Raw genomic sequence first — 17,925 nt, 5'->3', positions numbered from 1 at the left:
ACTTGTGGACAAGCAGAAGTTTTACGATCAGATTTTAGCTGAAGGAATCAAACCAGGCGGGAGTATTAGCAAAAAGGTTAAAGACCTGTTTTCGGGTAAGTCTGGAGTGGATATCCCGGAGTCTAAGAAGAACCCTAAAAAGAACCTTCCCGAAGGATTCCGAGAAAGTGAAATCTCCAGGGTTAGCAATGAAGTCACTATCCCAGAATTTACGATTCAAGTTTACACACCTGGCAGCGACCTTGCCGCAGCGACCGCAAAAAATCAAGTCATTTATGCTCGCGATGGCAACGATACCCTGATTGGGCTTGACCCTTTTAATAATAAAGCCGGTCAAGTCCAAATTGATATTTTAATCGGCGACTTGCCAATAATACAGCCGCCCAATCCGCGTGATTGGACAGACAGATTTGTTCTTGGTGATTCAAAACAGCCTTACTACGTAGATGGCGGTTTCAAGGACTTTGCTCTAATTTTAGACTTCAACCCCAGCCAGGATATCATTCAACTACACGGTTCTCGACAAGACTACCTACTGGCAGAATCGGGTCTGGGAACAGAGATATACTATCAGCCGAAAAAAGGTACATCTGAATTTATTGGCTTTTTGCCTTTTGTTTACGATCTGAGTTTAAAGGGTGGCTATTTCCGGTATGAGGGAAAAGGGAACACCCCACCTAATAAGCCAGTAGTAAAGCAGGCTGAGCAATTGGGAACCTCCCGTTTTGACATCACTGCTAGTGTAGTTGCGGATGCCTTTGGTAATGTGTACACCGCAGGAGGAACCAGTGGTTCTTTGGGAGGAGCCAATGCTGGGGAGCGCGATGCCTTATTGGTCAAGTATGACAGCGATGGCAACCAGACGTTTATTAAACAGTTTGGTTCTTCCCGTGCTGACACTGTTTATGGTATGGCTACTGATAGCCAAGGCAATGTTTACTTAACAGGAATTACCGCAGGCAATTTGGCGGAACCCAAGCAAGGAACGTCTACTGATGCCTGGGTAGCCAAGTATGACCGCAGTGGCAAACGGTTATGGATTGACCAGTTCGGAACTGACATTATTAATCAGTCCTTTGATGTCGATGTTGACGACGATGGCAATGTCTATGTAGCGGGAATAACTGTTAAGTCAGGCGAACCAGGAGGAACGCTTCCGGCTACGGACGATTACTGGGTAACAAAGTATGACACCAATGGCAAGCGCCAGTGGTTTAAGGAGTTTGATAGTACTAGCGCTAATCCCAGCGATCTTGATTTTGACGAAGCTTACGGCGTTGCAGTCACTGGCGATGGCAATGTCTACGCTTCAGGATGGACTCTCGGCAACTTGGCGGGAAAGAATGCTGGGCTTTATGATGCCTGGGTAGGCAAATATGACACCAATGGGAACCAAGAGTGGGTTAAACAGTTTGGGACTTCGACTTATGAATTCTCCTGGGATGTGGATACCGATACTCAGGGCAATGCCTACGCTGTAGGATGGACCCTGGGAGACTTGGGGGGAAAGAATGCTGGGCTTTATGATGCTTGGTTAGTCAAGTATGACAGCGATGGAAACCAGAAGTGGCTTAAGCAGTTTGGTACGAGTGGTGATGATGAAGCCTTTGGCGTGGAGACTGACTTAGCTGGCAATATCTACGTTGTAGGATATACCGATAAGAGCTTGAAAGGAACCAATGCCGGGTCTTTTGATGCCTGGGTGGTCAAGTACGACACCAATGGAAACCGGAAGTGGACTCAACAGTTTGGCACTCCTAATCTCGATCAGGCTCTCGGTGTTAGCATTGACGACATTACTGGTAGCCTCTACGTTACAGGCGCTACTGAGAGTTCTTTTGGGGATAGCCCTGCTGGAAGTGTCGATAGCTGGGTAGCCAAACTGGATGCAAACTCCGGAAGCCTGCAAAGCTTTACAGGTACTGCTAACAATAAACCAAGTGGAAAGAATGTTACTGGCACTAATGGCGACGATCGGATTATTAGTGCCAAAGGTCGGGATATTATCACTGGTCTAGATGGCAGCGATATTTTTGTCTACAACAGCTACAAAGACGGGGGCGACACTATAACTGATTTTTCAGCCAATGAGGATTTCATCGACCTTAGTCCCATCTTCGCCAGCCCAAATTACAGAAGCACAGAGCCATTTGATGACTACGTGCAGCTGGTTCAACTGGGTTCTAGTACGGCGGTTCAAATCAACCCAGTCGGCGATGCTCGCGATACTTTCCGGACGCTAGTCACGCTGGAGAACTTTACTGCCAGTAACTTAAGCGCCGACAATTTTATTGTGTGACATCCGCCAGTGGTTTTTGTGCGATCGCACGAAAGCCACTGGCTCCTCTGAGAGGTTTACTTCCTGAATGTGTGACTAAAAACAATTATTGTACAAATGGATTTGATATAAGCTGTCTTCTCTGAATACAAAATTAATTCTCTTTTGTAGATTTCTGCTTGTTTTGAATAAACATGAGGATTGAATTTAATGGACTTCTCTAAAATGTACACTCTAGCTTTTCTTGTAACCGGCTTTCCTCCTGACGTGAGTGGTGTTTCTCACTTCAACTGGGAACGCGCTTTATGGTTCGCTAGGCAAGAGATGTATCGTGTGGTTGTATTTGCACCCGATTGGCAAAATGCGCCAGATACCCCATTAGCGCCATTAAATTTAAAAGGAAAGCTGATTATTGAACGTTATCCGTCAAAGCCTTGGCTACCTTATAAATTGACCCATGTTCCCAAGTTTAGCGCCGCACAGGAAATCAGAAAAAAGCTAGCTTACTACCAACCTGATTTGATTATAATAACGGATGTAGAACGCTTTTTCTTATTAAGCACATGGCAGTTACCAGGTAGACGCTATGCCAGAAAGTATCATATTCCGTACATAGCCGAATATCATACCGATCTGTACAATTTTTCAGCAGCTTATCCGCGTTGGCAATGGTTGCGAAATGCTGCACGAAGTTCTCAGTTAGCAAGTTATTTATATCGTCAAATCGATACGACAGTATGCGCTAGTACATCTGCAAGCAAAAGCTGTCAAGAATTGGGAATTCCCAAGGTTAATACAATTCCCTTTCTAGGAATTGATATTTCCACGTATAGCCCCAGTCGTCGGAACCGGAAATGGTTAGAACCGTGGTTAAGCGCTAAAGAGAAAGACAACAAAGTTTTGCTATTTCTGGGCCGTCTTGGCTTCGAGAAACGAGCCGATTTACTAATTGAAGCTTTTGCAAAATTAAAACGCCAATGCCCTAATTATTCTCTGATAATTGCTGGTGATGGGCCTGATAATGTCGTTAACCAATTAAAACGTCTTGCCCAACAAGTTCCCGATATCCACTTTACAGGGTTTCTGCTGGGAGAAACAAAGGCTAATGTATTAGCTTCATGTGATGTATTTTGCAGCCCTTCACCTTACGAAACTTTTGGGCGAACAATCGTGGAAGCAATGGCTTCAGGTATTCCCGTTGTCACTGTTAATAGCGGCGCAGTGTCAGAGTACATATTCGATGGTGTCAATGGGTATCTCGTCCCAGCTAATGATGTTGAAGGATTAGCTAATGGCATTCACCGAGTATTATCCATGAATAACACAGAAGTTATTCAACACGCCTCGCGAGATGCGAAGCAGTTTTCTCTCGACCAAGGATGTCAAAATCTTAGCAATTACTATCAGAAACTATTAGGGGTGAGTAAGGATTATAAAAATTTGAAAAGTCTAAGTAGGATGTGAGGGAACTTAAATACTTTTTCAACTTTTAAGAACATTTGTTAGGTGAAACTGACATGATTGAGTTTAACTCAAGTCCTAACTATCTTGAAAATTCTGCCTTGTCCGTATTTTATAAGCCAAGAAAAAACAAACAGCGCCTTGACTGTTTGATCTGCAATCATCGCATTGATCCGAATGACGAATCTGCGTTTGTAACGTTTTCTTGTAACGTCAAAGCTTTTGGAGATGAGATATTCAAGGTTTGGCGATGCCCAGGTTGCATGACGATTCATTGTTTAGATGTCGTTGATATCGCACACTACTATGCAAAGTACCCTTTTGCCCAAACCGTACTAAAATTACCATTGCGCTTATCCTATGGGAATCTATGCCGACAACTGACAAAGCAGGGGTTTTCTAAAGCTCATTCGCTGCTCGATTATGGCTGCGCCAACGGTATGTTTGTACAGTATCTGCGACAAAAGGGCTTTGCAAATTGCCACGGATATGACCCTTATGCGCCAAAGGAAGGATTTGGCGATCGCGCAACTCTCCAGCGAGGCCCTTTCGATTACATTTTGCTCCAAGATGTAATCGAACACGTTGAAGATCCCAAAGCACTATTGTGCGAGTTGGATGCCCTTCTCGCCCCTGGCGGTCATATTCTGATTGGCACGCCAAACGCAGCAAATATCGACCTAACCCAGCCCAATGTTTCCGATTACTATAATCCGGTTCATGTTCCCTATCACCTTCATCTTTATACTCGCAAATCTATTGAATCCTTGGGGTGTCACCAAGGGTGGGAGCCTGTAGATTTCTTTGACCAACCTTATCACGATACACGCTGGTTCGGCACAAACTCTCGTGCTTGGAATGAGTATCAACGCCTCTTTGACGGCACGATCAACGTTATTTTTGAACCAATAAAACTATGGAAAGCGCTGACTTCTTACAAATTCATGTTCTACGCAATTTTTGGCTATTGGCTTAGTTTCAAAACTGAGATGGCGATCGCGTTCCGCAAAACTGGAGGTGATACTAATGTCACTTGAATTAAAACAAGTAGTAGTCACAGGACTGGGAGCAATTACTCTTGTGGGAAACCCAGTAAAAGAATACTGGAAAAAACTGCCTGGGGGGTACAGCAGCATTGGTTTGATTACTTTGACAGATGCAATTCCTCCCACAATAAATCTAAATCTAAAGAATCCCTATTCATCTGGCGATATTGATTATCTTCCGCAGCTTTGCCCAACTCAACGGGTAGAAGTTTTTCTTTGTAATTCCTTTAGTTTCGCAGTTCACAATGTTACCTTAGCACTTTAGATTCTTTAATGCTAACAAGCATTAAAGAATCTAAAAAAAGTTTTGTAAGCATCTTGCTGATTACATTTTTAAAAATTAAATCCGTTACTTAGCTTATCGACTGATTTATAACTCATTCCAATCAAATTCCCAATCAAAATTTACTCATGACAACTGTACTCGACGTTAATTCAACCAATTCTTCTGCCCCTAATCCAGTTGCTTTGACGACTAACCCAATTCTCACAGTCGAAGAACTTCAGAAAATATTGCCCCACCGCTACCCCTTTTTACTTGTAGACAAAATTATTGAATATGTTCCAGGGGAACGAATTGTGGGAATTAAAAACGTCACCTTCAACGAACCTCATTTTCAAGGACATTTTCCAGGTAAACCGATTATGCCTGGGGTACTGATTGTAGAAGCGATGGCCCAAGTTGGCGGCGTGGTGCTGACCCAGATGCTAGAGTCGAAAAGCGGACTATTTGTATTTGCTGGTATTGATAAAGTCCGGTTCCGCCGTCAAGTTATACCAGGCGATCAGCTGGTAATGACAGTCGAATTGTTGTGGATAAAACAGCGACGTTTCGGTAAGATGCAAGCGCGTGCTGAAGTTGATGGCAAGTTGGCTACTGAAGGCGAACTGACATTTTCTCTAGTGGATTAACAACAGTGGAAACACAACCCCTCAGAGCTTTCCTAAGTAGTATTAAGTTACTAGCCAGCTCGTTTCCATCTTTGGGAGTTGTGTATGAACGACCAGATAATTAACGAACAAACTAACATCCTTCCTGAGTCTTCATTATGGGAGGAAATTCCCGATGAAACTGCCGCCACCTATACCTGGGTATGGTATTTCCATTGCTGATAAAAGCTGCGGTTAATACCATGATGGATTATTTCACCACTGGTGTGATGACTAACTTTTTTGGGAGCCTGGTTGATAATTTGTTTGGTATTGGGAATTCAGAACGCGATCGCTCTCCTACCCCTGCTGTCGAGTAACAAATTGTTTGTCGTCATTGCCATAATTAATGTCGCTTTTACGGCTTAGCCATGATATATGGGAAGACGACAAGTATGTTACTCGACAACCTTGCTGGTAATTACTCAATCGATATTCTAGACTTGCTCGGACTTATTTTACGCCCTCGCAGCATAGCACCGACACATGAGACAGCAGCAAACATCAATAAACCAATTCCAGAAGATGCTTCAGGCACAGGGGTAGGTTCCATAACGTAAGGGTTACGAATAAGATTTTCTAACCCAGATCCATCCCTCCCGATACCTGTGGAAGAAAGAAACTCCTCAAAAAAGTTTGTCAGATAGTCTATCTGCTGCCGAGTGATTTGGGGTGAACCTGCGTTACTAGCAAGCAAGTTTAGCGATGGAAAGGCATTAACAGGCTGTGGAGTACCGTTAAAGTTTTGCAGGTTTCCCGACGTTTTGTCGATCTTAGCCACCCAACCATCAAAAGATCCAGCATTAGTACCCCCAAAAGAACCCTGAGTAATACCTGTAGCGTAGAGGTTCCCAGCGTTATCAGTGCTAATACCGTAGCCTTGATCAAATTCGGGGGTTCCATACTGTTGAATCCACACTTGATTACCATCAGTGTCAAACCGAGACACCCAGGCATCAAAAGACCCAGCATTGGTTCCTCCCAAGTTGCCGTTGGTATATCCTGTCAGGAAGATATTGTCGTCATTGTCGATGTTTAGGCGGAAAGTTTGATCGTCACCAGCAGAGCCAAATTGTTTAATCCACAGCTGGTTTCCGTCGCTGTCATACTTAGCTAAGAAGGGATCGTAAGACCCGGCACTCTCTGCCGCTAAGTCACCCAGAGTCCATCCACCAGCGTAAACATTGCCCTGAGAGTCGGTGTCTACACCCCAAATCCAGTCAAAATCAGCAGTCCCAAACTGTTTAGTCCACTCAACGTTACCATCATTGTCTAGCTTGGCTAAGGCCGCATCATAAAGTCCGGCATTGGTTCCCCCAAAATCGCCTAGAGTCCATCCACCAGCGTAAACACTGCCATCGTTGCTGACAGCAACGGCGTAAGGTTCGTCAAAAGCGAGACTTCCAAACTCTGTAAACCACTGGCGACTGCCATTGGTGTCATACTTAGTCACCCAGAAATCATCTGTAACAAAATCTGGAGATGACCTAACAGTTATTCCCGATAGGTAGACATTGCTATCTTCGTCAATATCGAGGCTAAAGACGGAATTAATTAGCTCACGTCCAAACTGCTGAATCCACTGCTGGTTTCCATTGCTGTCAAACTTAGCTACGAAGGCATCAGCACCTTCTGCTTGCTTGGGTCCCCCCAAATTACCTTCAGTCGTTCCGCCTACGTATATGTTGCCTTCAGCGTCAACTTTGATACCATAAATTGTATCAAAATTGGCAGAGCCAAACTGTATAGTCTGCAATTGATTACCATTGCTGTCATACTTCACTATTACCGGATCGCGAGACTCTCCGTTATTGGCTCCTCCTAGAGAACCAGTGGTTCCTCCCGCTACATACACATTGCCGGAAGTATCGGTGGCTGTGACAGGAGTTACATCAAAACCCGGAGTCCCCAATTGCTTACCCTGTGGAAGGACTGGTCCTGGTGGTGGGGTGGAACCTCGGAATTGGAAATAGTTACCTCCTAGATTCAAATTAGAACTACCAAGCAAAAAGCCGACGACATCAAGTCCAGTTTGCTGTTGCTTGAGTAGCGCCGACCCAATCCCCAGATCTACCAGCTGGTAGTCGTTTGCGGTGCCGAATAACTGAACGAAATCCTGCCCAGAGTTGAAGTCAATAACTAAACCAAAGTCGTTTACACCTAAGGGGACATCTGGGTCGCCGTTGGCATAGTAGGGCCGGCTCCAATCCCCAAGAATAAATGTGTCGCTCCACGAACGAAAAGTGGGATCTTCTATTGCTAGATCGCCAATAAAAAAATCAATCTGTGGTTGATTGAGATTAGGTGTAAGAGGTTGATAACCAAGTAGAGTATCGTTTCCAGCGCGGCTATAGATGAGTTGGTTTAGTTTAAAACCTACGGCAACGTCGCTGTTAGGTGTGTATGTTTGAAGGGTAAAGAACGATTCAGCCACTTTATTTGATCTCCTCAAACGCAATTGAATAGGACTTCAACGAATCGAAACAGGCGCTTTTGTGCTGAAGTTGAGGTTTACTAGCAACTGCAAGAGTCTTCGTAAAAACTCCAACTGCCTGCTAATTGACACTAAAAGCTGCTGCAAGTCGGTTTTGGCTTGCATCACTCTGCTTTCAGGGCGCATGGAGATGTCAGGAACGCACAGTACGTTCCCCAACTCCAGCGCAGCTGAAAGAGAATTGTAATTTTGTAAATAAAATACCAAGCAACCTAGTAAGATTACTTAGGTGCTTAATCTTGTAAGCCGCTGTAACTCTTTATCTCAGCGCATCTTGGCATTACCACTATGAATATGTCCATAGTTCCCCGGTATCTTTACCGAAAAAACATATTCAGAACTTCCGTGCCATTAGTGTAAATATCTATCCTAATCGGCTGTAAACCAGATCACATCTAATAACTTTTACGAATACTACTTAAGATAGAGGTAATTTTCTATTTACAAAAACTTTATCGAAATGGCAGGCAATGGGGGACTAGGGGCTGGGGAGTGCCTACGGATCGATCCTCATGGTTGAAATAAGGAAAAAATCTGTTGGCTTTAGAGGAATTTTGGGAAAATATTTGCCAGCGAATTTGTTAAAGGCTTGATGGGATTGACTTTCAGGGTTTGAGGCTCTAAACATCCCTTCCGATAGGCTAAAGCGTTCTAGCGTCAATACTTCTGGGATAAGGCAAACCTAACCCAATACGGTTCACGAAGAAGTTAAAAATCCAAAACCTACAATTGTCAATTGGGGTGCCCAGGGTATCCAGCCTGAGCTCACCCCAATTTCCCAGTTTGTCTTCACGATAATCGCGATAATATGCGGAACTTGAGGGAGCAGAAACCAGACGGGAAATTTTGGATTTGTATCACCCGCGCCATAATCTCTAACAAGTTGGGGTTATGAAAACGATTAAACCAAGCTGAACAGCGGACACCACGTTATGCGATCGCTTTGACAAGCTCACTCAACGACTAACACCTTACTCTCGTAACCTGGATCTGGAAGACACAGGGTATCCGCGCCCGATAAATTATATATAAGTGTGCATTGTAAGTAATACCATTCCTAAATCATGGCTATAATCGCTCAATAGCTGCAATATAATTACGAATTACTCAATATCAATGCCTTACCCTACTCTTCCTTCCAGTATCCGCGAAATCTTGCTTGAAGTGTTGTCTACACTACCCCTGCAATTGTGCATTGATTGCTGGGGTACAGAGCAACTATCATCCACAGGCACTAATAACCATCTTTCTAAATTCACATTGCAGATTCATCATCCTGGCGTAATCAGGATTCTCATTCTCACTCAAGATATTTTGGTGTTAGGTGAAGCCTATCTTCAGGGCTTTGTAGACTTTTCAGGTGACATCAATGACCTACTGCGATTAGAGAATATTTCCTACTCCCACATCAAACGCAGCAAATTAATAAAGTCTTGGACTGAAGCCCTGACTTTACCCCAGTTACCTGTATCGCTTCAAGAAAATTCACCTTGGCAAAAACTAAAATTTGGCACTAAGGAACGTGACCAAGCAGTTGTTCAACACCACTATGATGTCGGCAATGATTTTTACCGCCTCTGGCTCGATCCTTTGCTTATTTACTCATGTGCTTATTTTGAAAGCGAACAGATGAGCCTCAAAGAAGCTCAGGAAGCTAAACTTGATAGAATTTGTCGTAAGCTGCGGCTGAAATCAGGAGAGTATTTACTAGATATTGGCTGTGGCTGGGGTGCTTTGCTACGCTGGGCTATAAGCCATTACGGAGTGAAAGGTTATGGCATTACTCTAAGCAAAGAACAACTGGATTTTAATCAGAAAATAATTGAAAAAGAAGGTTTGGGCGAACAGATGCAAGTTGAGCTTTTAGACTATCGGGACTTACCCAAGAAGCCAACTTTCGACAAAATTGTTTCTATTGGTATGGTTGAACACGTAGGAGTTAATAACTATCCAATATATTTTCAGAATACTTTATCTGCTTTGAAGCCTGGAGGTTTGTTTCTCAACCACGGCATGACAGCGATGGAACAATCGGATGGTTCTAGTCTTAACGATCGTTTTATTGCACGTTACATTTTTCCGGATGGAAAATTGTCCAATCTGTCTACTAATTTAGCAGCCGCAGAGGAGAGGGGATGGGAAATTGTCGATGTTGAAACTTGGCGATCGCACTACGGCAAAACTTTCAGATGTTGGGCTGCTAACCTAGAGGTAGCAATGGAGCAAGCGATCGCTTTAATCGGAGAACCGAAAGCGCGATTATGGCGGCTTTATCTGACTGGTTTTGCCCAATCCTTTGAACAGAACTATCTGGCAGTCTATCAAATGTTACTGCGACGGCAGGCTGATAAAGAATGGAATCTGCCTCTTACTCGTAAGGATTGGTTATGTTAAGTGCTTTGATAAAGCTACGGGGTTGCATCTAACCTAAATATTGGTTAATTTAAGCTTCTATAAATTTAAGATTATGCTTACCATTCCTGGCTACAAAGATTTAATAAAAATTCACGAAAGTTCAAAAACAGTTGTATACCGGGGATATAGCGATCGCGATCAACAACCGATTATCGCTAAATTTCTTCGGAAAGAGTATCCCGATTTAACGGATGTTGCCAAATTCACACATCAATATGAAATTACAAAAAATCTGAATTTACCAGGAATAGTTCAACCAATAAAATTACAAAAGCACAAAAATTTTTTGGTCTTAATATTTGAAGATTTTGGCGGAGAAAGCCTAAAAGATAATATTACATCTCAGAGAATAGAACTACTGGATTTCCTGCAAATAGCTATTCAACTTTCAGAAACAATTGGCCAAATCCATAAACATAAAATTATACACAAAGATATTAAACCTCAAAATATTATAATTAACCCTAAAACTGGGCTAGTAAAAATTACTGACTTTAGCATCTCATCGCTCTTGTCTGTCGAAAACCAAACAATTAGTAATCCCAATTTGCTCGAAGGGACTCTTGCCTATATGTCACCAGAGCAAACTGGGAGAATGAATCGCTCAATTGATTACCGCACAGACTTTTATTCTTTAGGTGTCACCTTTTATGAAATGCTGACGGGTCAGTTACCTTTCCAATCTAGCGACCCGATGGAATTGATCCACTGCCACATTGCTAAACAACCAGAAATACCCCATGCTCGGAATCAAGACATTCCGCAAGCACTATCAGCGCTGGTAATGAAGCTATTATCTAAAACTGCTGAAGACCGCTATCAAAGTGCTTTTGGAATAAAAGCTGACCTGGAATGTTGTCTAAATCAGCTAAATAATACTGGAAGAATTGAAAATTTTTCGCTAAGTAAATATGATATTTCAGATAAATTTCAAATTTCCCAAAAACTCTACGGTCGGGAAGCTGAAATTGCGGTGCTAATGAATGCTTTTGAAAGAGTTAGTCTAGGCACAACTGAAATTGTGCTAGTTTCCGGCTTTTCTGGTATTGGTAAATCCGCATTGGTGAATGAAATTCATAAACCAATCGTGCGGCAAAGAGGTTACTTTATTAGTGGCAAATTTGACCAGTTTAAGCGAAACGTTCCTTATGATTCTTTAATTCAAGCTTTCCAGAAATTAATGAGGCAGCTATTAACAGAAACTGAGGAACAGATATTTGTCTGGAAAAGGAAACTTTTAACAGCTCTCAGCTCCAACGGACAGGTAATCATTGAAGTTATTCCCGAAGTGGAACTTATTATTGGCAAACAGCCTCCTGTTCCCGAACTAGAACCCGCAGAATCACGGAATCGATTTAACTTAGTTTTTCAAAAATTTATTAGTGTCTTTACCACTAAAGAACATCCGCTAGTTCTATTTCTGGATGATTTACAATGGGCTGATTCTGCTTCTTTGAAGTTGCTTCAGCTACTGATGACTACTCCGAATAGCCAATATCTATTAATGATTGGTGCTTATCGAGATAATGAAGTCAATGCAACTCATCCTTTGATGCTGGCTTTGAATGAAATCAAGGCTTACGGAACTGTTATAAATAATATTGCCCTTGAACCTTTAAGTATAAAAGATGTCAATCAATTAGTTGCTGATACTCTTCATTGCCCAATAGAAAAAACACCACTTTTAGCAGAATTAATATTTCATAAAACTCACGGTAATCCCTTTTTCTTAACCCAGTTTTTAAAGTCCCTTTATGAAGAAAACTTAGTAACTTTTAACTCAGAGAGTAGTTGTTGGCAGTGGAATCTAGAGCAGATTCAGACAATGCAGATCACAGATAATGTGGTCGAATTAATGGTTAAGAAAATTCAAAAACTTGACCCGAATACACAAAATGTGATGAAGCTGGCAGCTTGTATCGGTAATGAGTTTAATTTAAAAATACTTTCTATTGTCAATGAAAAGCCACAGATAGAAACCTCCGATACTCTCGAAGAAGCGGTAAAAGAAGGACTAATTTTACCAATAGGTGATGCCTATAAATATATTCAATCTTATGTAGATGATGCTGATGGTACTAATACTAATCAGGAGATAGTAGTTTCCTACAGATTTTTACACGATCGCGTACAGCAAGCCGTTTATTCTTTAATACCAGAAGCAGATAAACAACAAGTTCATCTCAAAGTTGGACAGTTGATTATTATAAATGCTAGTGCTTCAGAGTTAGAAGACAAAATTTTTGATATTGTTAATCAATTAAATCTAGGTAAAAACTTAATTACTTCTCAAGAAGAAAAATATTTTTTAGCAAAATTAAATCTCACTGCTGGTACTAAAGCAAAATTATCTAGTGCATTTGAACCAGCTTTAAAATACATTACTGCTGGTATGGAGCTGCTAGTAGAACATAGCTGGGAAACCCAATATGAGCTAGCTCTATCTCTTCACATGGAGCGTGCCGACTGTGAATATCTGAATGGAAATATTGAAGATTCTGAAAAGTTTTTTGAAGTAATTCTAAATAAAGCAACGTCAAAAATAGAAAAAGCTAACGTATATATTAGTAAAGTTATTATTAAAACCGCGCTGGTCAAGCCGCAAGAAGCTGTTAAAATTAGCAAAGAAGGTTTGAGACTATTTGGCATTGACATTCCCGATGATGAAACAGAATTAAAAAGTTTAATAGATCGGGAAAACCGAATTTTACAACTAAATATTGAAGACAAAAAAGTTACGGAATTAATTAACGCCCCGGAGATGACTGAACCAGAGCAAATCATTTTAACAAAATTGCTCACAAACACGATTATGCCTGCTCGCTTTGTAAATAAAGATTTAGCGTATGCAGTAATCTTAAAAACCGTAAATATATCTTTAACCTATGGCAATTCAAATGTAACATCTTTTGCCTATATGTCTTATGGATTAGCACTGGCAGGGATTGATGAATTTGAAACTGCTTATGAATTTGGCTCTCTAGCTTTAAAGCTTAACGATAAGTTTAATAACTTAGCTTTGAAGCCACGGCTTTATTCAGTATTTAGTAACTATATTAATCATTGGAAAAATCATTTAAAAACTGATTATAAATATCTGAAGTATGGGTTTGAGACTGCAATTGAAGTAGGCGATTTTCAATGGGCTACTTATCTGGTTTTTTACTTAGTAGTAAAGCTTTTCATGAAAGGAGACGCTTTAGATAGTTTATATCAAGAATATCAAAAATATAATGAATTCTTAAAGCAGAAATCTGGAGCTTTTTATGATTTTTTGAAGTTGACGCAAGAAATTATATGTATATTACAGGGTGAGACGATAGAGGATGAGAGTTTTGAACGCGAGAAGCATATAAACGAAATAAAAAAGCTTGCCGGAATTCAGATTACTTATTGTATTTTTGAGTCCCAGAGACTCTATTTATCTGAAAATTATGCCGATGCCGTGGTAATGGCAAGAGAAGCTGAAAAATTGGTGCCAACTGTGTTTGCATCAATTTTAGTGCCAGAACATTATTTTTACTACACTTTAATTCAAGCAAATCTCTATCCGGCTTTGTCGGATACGGACAAAGAGCCAGCAATGGAAAATATGTTGGCTAATACAGAAACGATGAGAAAGTGGGCTGAGTCGTGTCCGCAAAACTTTCTTCATAAATACTTACTGATGTCAGCTGAGTTGGCTCGAATTACTGACAAACCTCAAGAGGCTATGAATTTATATGAAAGGGCAATCAAATCAGCACAAGAAAATGACTACATTCAAAATGAAGCTATTGCTAATGAATTAGCGGCGAAGTTCTATTTGGCGAAAGGATTTGATTTGATTGCCAAAGCCTACTTTACAGAAACACGTTATGGATATCTAAAATGGGGCGCGATCGCTAAAGCAAAAGCTTTAGAAGAAAAGTATTCCCAGTTCTATTCTGCCACTTCTATAACAAACACCAAAGAAGCTAAAACTAGCAGTGTAGCCTCTACTAGCGGGGAAGCGGGAGCGTTAGATTTAACAACGATTGTTAAAGCTTCTCAAGCCTTGGCTGGTGAGATTGTTCTGAGCAAGTTGCTAGAAAAATTAATGAAAATTGTCATAGAAAATGCAGGAGCGCAGAAAGGCTTTCTCATTTTAGAAGAATCTGGCAATTTAGTTATTGCTGCTGAAGGAGCAGTTGATCAAAGTGAGATAAGTGTTCTGCAATATACTCCCATAGAATCTAGCCAAAAAGTTTCAACCGCGATTGCTAATTATGTCAAGAGAACCAAAGAAAATTTGGTCTTAAACGATGCCGTTAATGAAGGTTTATTTAAGTCAGATATTTATGTATTACAACATCAACCTAAATCTATATTATGTACTCCGATTATTAAACAAACGCAACTGCTCGGTCTGCTTTATCTAGAAAACAATTTAACGACAAATGCCTTCACTCCAAAAAGGCTGGAAGTTTTAGAAATTTTGTCTTCTCAAATCGCGATTTCTTTGGAAAATGCCAAATTATATGATGAGATGACCGCATTAAATGCGGATCTCAAGCAAGAAATCAGCGAACGCAAGCAAGCAGAAGCGCAGTTAAGCGATAGTGAAGAACGGTTTCGGATTATTGCCGAAACAACTCCAATCCCGTTAATCATCACCCGCATAACCGATGGTTTAGTTCTTTACGCAAACGATGTTTGTAGTTCCAGTTTGGGTGTATCAACTAAAGAGTTAATTGGTCGCAAGGCTCCTGACTTTCAATATTACCCCACCGAGCGACAAAAAATTGTAAAAATGCTTGCTCAGAATGGCTACGTTCACAACTACGAATTACTCGCAAAGAAGCTAGACGGAACGCTGTTTTGGATTAATCTATCTATTCAACCAATTACATTTAATGGCGAACGAGCGATGCTCAGTGCGTTCTTTGACATTAACGAGCGCAAGCGGATGGAAGAACTTAAAGACGAATTTTTAGCTAATACTTCTCATGAACTTCGTACCCCACTTAATGGCATTATTGGTATTGCCGAGTCTCTGATTGATGGTGCAACTGGAAAACTACCTGAAAAAACCATTTCCAACTTAGCAATGGTGGTATCAAGTGGTAGAAGATTGTCTAACTTAGTCAACGACATCCTCGATTTTGCCAAACTGAAACACGGGAATTTAGCGCTGCAAATCAAGCCAGTAGCAATGCACGCGATCGCTAACGTCGTGCTTACCCTCAGCCAGCCTCTCATCGGCACAAAACCTTTGCAACTGCGAAACTCAATCGATTCCTTAACTCCCCCCGTTGATGCTGATGAAGATCGCTTGCAACAGATACTCTCCAATTTGGTTGGAAATGCGATTAAATTTACAGATACTGGTGTAGTCGAAGTGTCGGCTAAGTTAATAGAATCTAGCATAGAAAGTGAAGAGTTAAATCTAAACTCTTCAACTCAAAAATCTCTTACCCCTTGCTTAGAGATTTCAGTGTCTGATACTGGCATTGGTATCCCCGCAGATTCATTAGACAGAATTTTTGAATCTTTTGAACAAGCTGATGGCACAACCGCCAGAGTTTACGGAGGAACTGGTCTTGGTCTTGCCATCACTAAACAACTGGTAGAATTGCATGGCAGTAAAATTTGCGTTGAGTCCACCGTTGGTAAAGGCTCCCGGTTTAGCTTTACTCTGCCACTTTCGCAAAATGTAGAGATACCAACAACATCCTTACAGAAAACTTCCTCACTCACAAAATTTAAAGAGTTACCGGAAATCTCTAAGTCGAAACTTAATATTCAAGGCAATACCACCCAGCAAAGTTTAACAGAAATCAAGACGAATGAAGGAGATTTTAAAATATTAATAGTAGATGATGAGCCTATAAATATACAAGTTTTAGTTAACTACCTTTCCGAGCAAAACTACACAATTAGCCAAGCCTCAAATGGCATAGAAGCCTTATCAATAATTGAGAACGGCTTAAGACCCGACATGATATTACTAGATGTAATGATGCCGCGAATGACAGGCTATGAAGTTTGTCAAAAAATCCGCGAACAGTTTTCGCCATCAGAACTGCCCATATTAATGTTGACCGCCAAAAATCAAGTATCAGATTTAGTGGAAGGATTCAACTCAGGGGCTAATGATTATTTAACTAAACCTATCTCAAAAAATGAACTTTTAGCGCGAATTAACATTCATCTTCAACTGGCTAATTTGGAGGCACTGCAACAATCTGAAGAGAGAGAGCGGGAGAAAGCGCAACAGTTAGAACTTACTTTACGGGAATTACAACGCACTCAATCTCAACTGATTCAAGCAGAAAAAATGTCTGCTCTTGGGCAGCTGGTAGCAGGAGTAGCTCACGAAATTAACAATCCTGTAAACTTCATTTACGGAAATCTCAGCCATGCAAATAGCTACGCTCAAGACTTGCTTAAACTCTTAGAACTCTATCAGCAACATTATCCCAATCCTGTGCCAGAAATTGTTTCCCAGGTGGAGGAGATTGAGCTGGAATATCTGAAAGAAGATTTGCCAAAAATTATCAACTCGATGGAGATGGGAGCCGAGCGTATTAATCAGATTGTGCTATCTTTGCGAAATTTCTCCAGGCTAGATCAAGCCGAAATGAAGGCAGTTGATATTCATTCTGGGATTGATAGTAGTTTGGTTATTTTGCAAAGTCGCCTGAAAGAAAGGCCCGGACAGCCTGAGATTCAAATTATCAAAGAGTATGGTGATTTGCCCCCTGTGTATTGCTACGCCGGACAATTAAATCAGGTGTTTATGAATCTGCTTACTAATGCGATTGATGCTTTGGAAATGGTGGGTGAGGGCTGGGAAATGAGCAATGGGGAATTTCCAATCCACAATCAGACGATGTTTTGCGAAAAACCGGAGGTTGGAGGAAGAACCAGTCATCCCTCAAATCTCTCGTCAATCTCCCCCAAAATTGCTTCAAAATCAGGCGATGTTTTGGGAATAATTAATCTCCCCAAAAATCGAGCCGAAATTCAAAATCGAGAGATTCGGATTTGTACCGAAGTTTTAGAAGGCGACCAAATAGCGATCCGTATTGCCGACAATGGGTTAGGAATTCCTCCGGAAGTACAGCAGCGAATATTTGACCCCTTCTTTACGACTAAACCTGTAGGGAAAGGTACAGGGCTAGGGTTGTCTATCAGTTATCAAATTGTGGTGGACAAGCACGGCGGTCAAATAGAGTGTCTGTCTACACCAGGGATAGGAACAGAGTTTGTCATTATCGTTCCTATTCGACAAAACTGCCTCTAATAAAATGAATTCCTCGCAGTGGTGTAAAGGTTGA

9 protein-coding genes are annotated in these 17,925 nt (G+C 41.2%); 8 read left to right on the top strand and 1 reads right to left on the bottom strand.

Features of this window, described 5'->3' with window-relative positions; translation table 11 throughout:
• Nucleotides 1–4 precede the first annotated feature (4 nt).
• The 6 genes from H6F66_RS29400 (at nt 5) to H6F66_RS16785 (ending at nt 6,035) form a co-directional block, all read left to right on the top strand.
• A complete protein-coding gene (locus H6F66_RS29400; RefSeq protein WP_190423364.1) occupies nt 5–2,299 on the top strand; it encodes an SBBP repeat-containing protein in 2,295 nt (764 codons plus the stop codon).
• A 189-nt stretch (nt 2,300–2,488) separates the two neighbouring features.
• Entirely contained in the window at nt 2,489–3,742 is a 1,254-nt protein-coding gene (locus H6F66_RS16805) for a glycosyltransferase (protein WP_190423362.1), read from the top strand.
• A gap of 260 nt (nt 3,743–4,002) precedes the next feature.
• Nucleotides 4,003–4,776 carry a class I SAM-dependent methyltransferase gene (locus tag H6F66_RS16800; RefSeq protein WP_199295455.1) on the top strand — a complete coding sequence of 258 codons (774 nt, stop codon included), beginning with the start codon at nt 4,003–4,005 and terminating at the stop codon, nt 4,774–4,776.
• Nucleotides 4,766–5,050, top strand: coding sequence for a hypothetical protein (locus H6F66_RS16795; RefSeq protein ID WP_190423416.1), 285 nt, complete (start codon nt 4,766–4,768; stop codon nt 5,048–5,050). Before H6F66_RS16800 ends, H6F66_RS16795 begins: the two co-directional genes overlap by 11 nt.
• 146 nt (nt 5,051–5,196) lie before the next feature.
• Nucleotides 5,197–5,697 carry a 3-hydroxyacyl-ACP dehydratase FabZ gene (gene fabZ / locus H6F66_RS16790; RefSeq protein ID WP_190423358.1) on the top strand — a complete coding sequence of 167 codons (501 nt, stop codon included), beginning with the start codon at nt 5,197–5,199 and terminating at the stop codon, nt 5,695–5,697.
• A gap of 182 nt (nt 5,698–5,879) precedes the next feature.
• Complete coding sequence (locus H6F66_RS16785; RefSeq protein WP_190423356.1) at nt 5,880–6,035, top strand: hypothetical protein; 156 nt, start codon at nt 5,880–5,882, stop codon at nt 6,033–6,035.
• A gap of 101 nt (nt 6,036–6,136) precedes the next feature.
• Here H6F66_RS16785 and H6F66_RS16780 read toward each other — a convergent pair whose 3' ends face one another.
• Complete coding sequence (locus H6F66_RS16780; protein ID WP_190423354.1) at nt 6,137–8,149, bottom strand: SBBP repeat-containing protein; 2,013 nt, start codon at nt 8,147–8,149, stop codon at nt 6,137–6,139.
• A 1,176-nt stretch (nt 8,150–9,325) separates the two neighbouring features.
• Between H6F66_RS16780 and H6F66_RS16775 the strand changes: the two genes are divergently transcribed.
• Both H6F66_RS16775 and H6F66_RS16770 read left to right on the top strand, forming a co-directional pair.
• A complete protein-coding gene (locus H6F66_RS16775; protein WP_190423353.1) occupies nt 9,326–10,603 on the top strand; it encodes a class I SAM-dependent methyltransferase in 1,278 nt (425 codons plus the stop codon).
• A gap of 73 nt (nt 10,604–10,676) precedes the next feature.
• On the top strand, nt 10,677–17,891 hold the full coding sequence (locus H6F66_RS16770; protein ID WP_190423351.1) for an ATP-binding protein: 7,215 nt from the start codon (nt 10,677–10,679) through the stop codon (nt 17,889–17,891).
• The last annotated feature ends 34 nt before the right edge of the window (nt 17,892–17,925 follow it).

Source organism: Trichocoleus sp. FACHB-6 (assembly GCF_014695815.1).
GTDB classification, from domain to species: Bacteria; Cyanobacteriota; Cyanobacteriia; order Cyanobacteriales; family FACHB-T130; genus Funiculus; species Funiculus sociatus.
Note: the sequence above shows the minus strand (reverse complement) of the source record. Positions and strands in the feature narration are given on the sequence as shown.

Coding starts and splice junctions, on each gene's coding strand:
- H6F66_RS16805 (WP_190423362.1), top strand. CDS start 2,489: ATGGACTTCTCTAAAATGTACACTCTAGCTTTTCTTGTAACCGGCTTT.
- H6F66_RS16800 (WP_199295455.1), top strand. CDS start 4,003: ATGACGATTCATTGTTTAGATGTCGTTGATATCGCACACTACTATGCA.
- H6F66_RS16795 (WP_190423416.1), top strand. CDS start 4,766: ATGTCACTTGAATTAAAACAAGTAGTAGTCACAGGACTGGGAGCAATT.
- fabZ (WP_190423358.1), top strand. CDS start 5,197: ATGACAACTGTACTCGACGTTAATTCAACCAATTCTTCTGCCCCTAAT.
- H6F66_RS16785 (WP_190423356.1), top strand. CDS start 5,880: ATGGTATTTCCATTGCTGATAAAAGCTGCGGTTAATACCATGATGGAT.
- H6F66_RS16775 (WP_190423353.1), top strand. CDS start 9,326: ATGCCTTACCCTACTCTTCCTTCCAGTATCCGCGAAATCTTGCTTGAA.
- H6F66_RS16770 (WP_190423351.1), top strand. CDS start 10,677: ATGCTTACCATTCCTGGCTACAAAGATTTAATAAAAATTCACGAAAGT.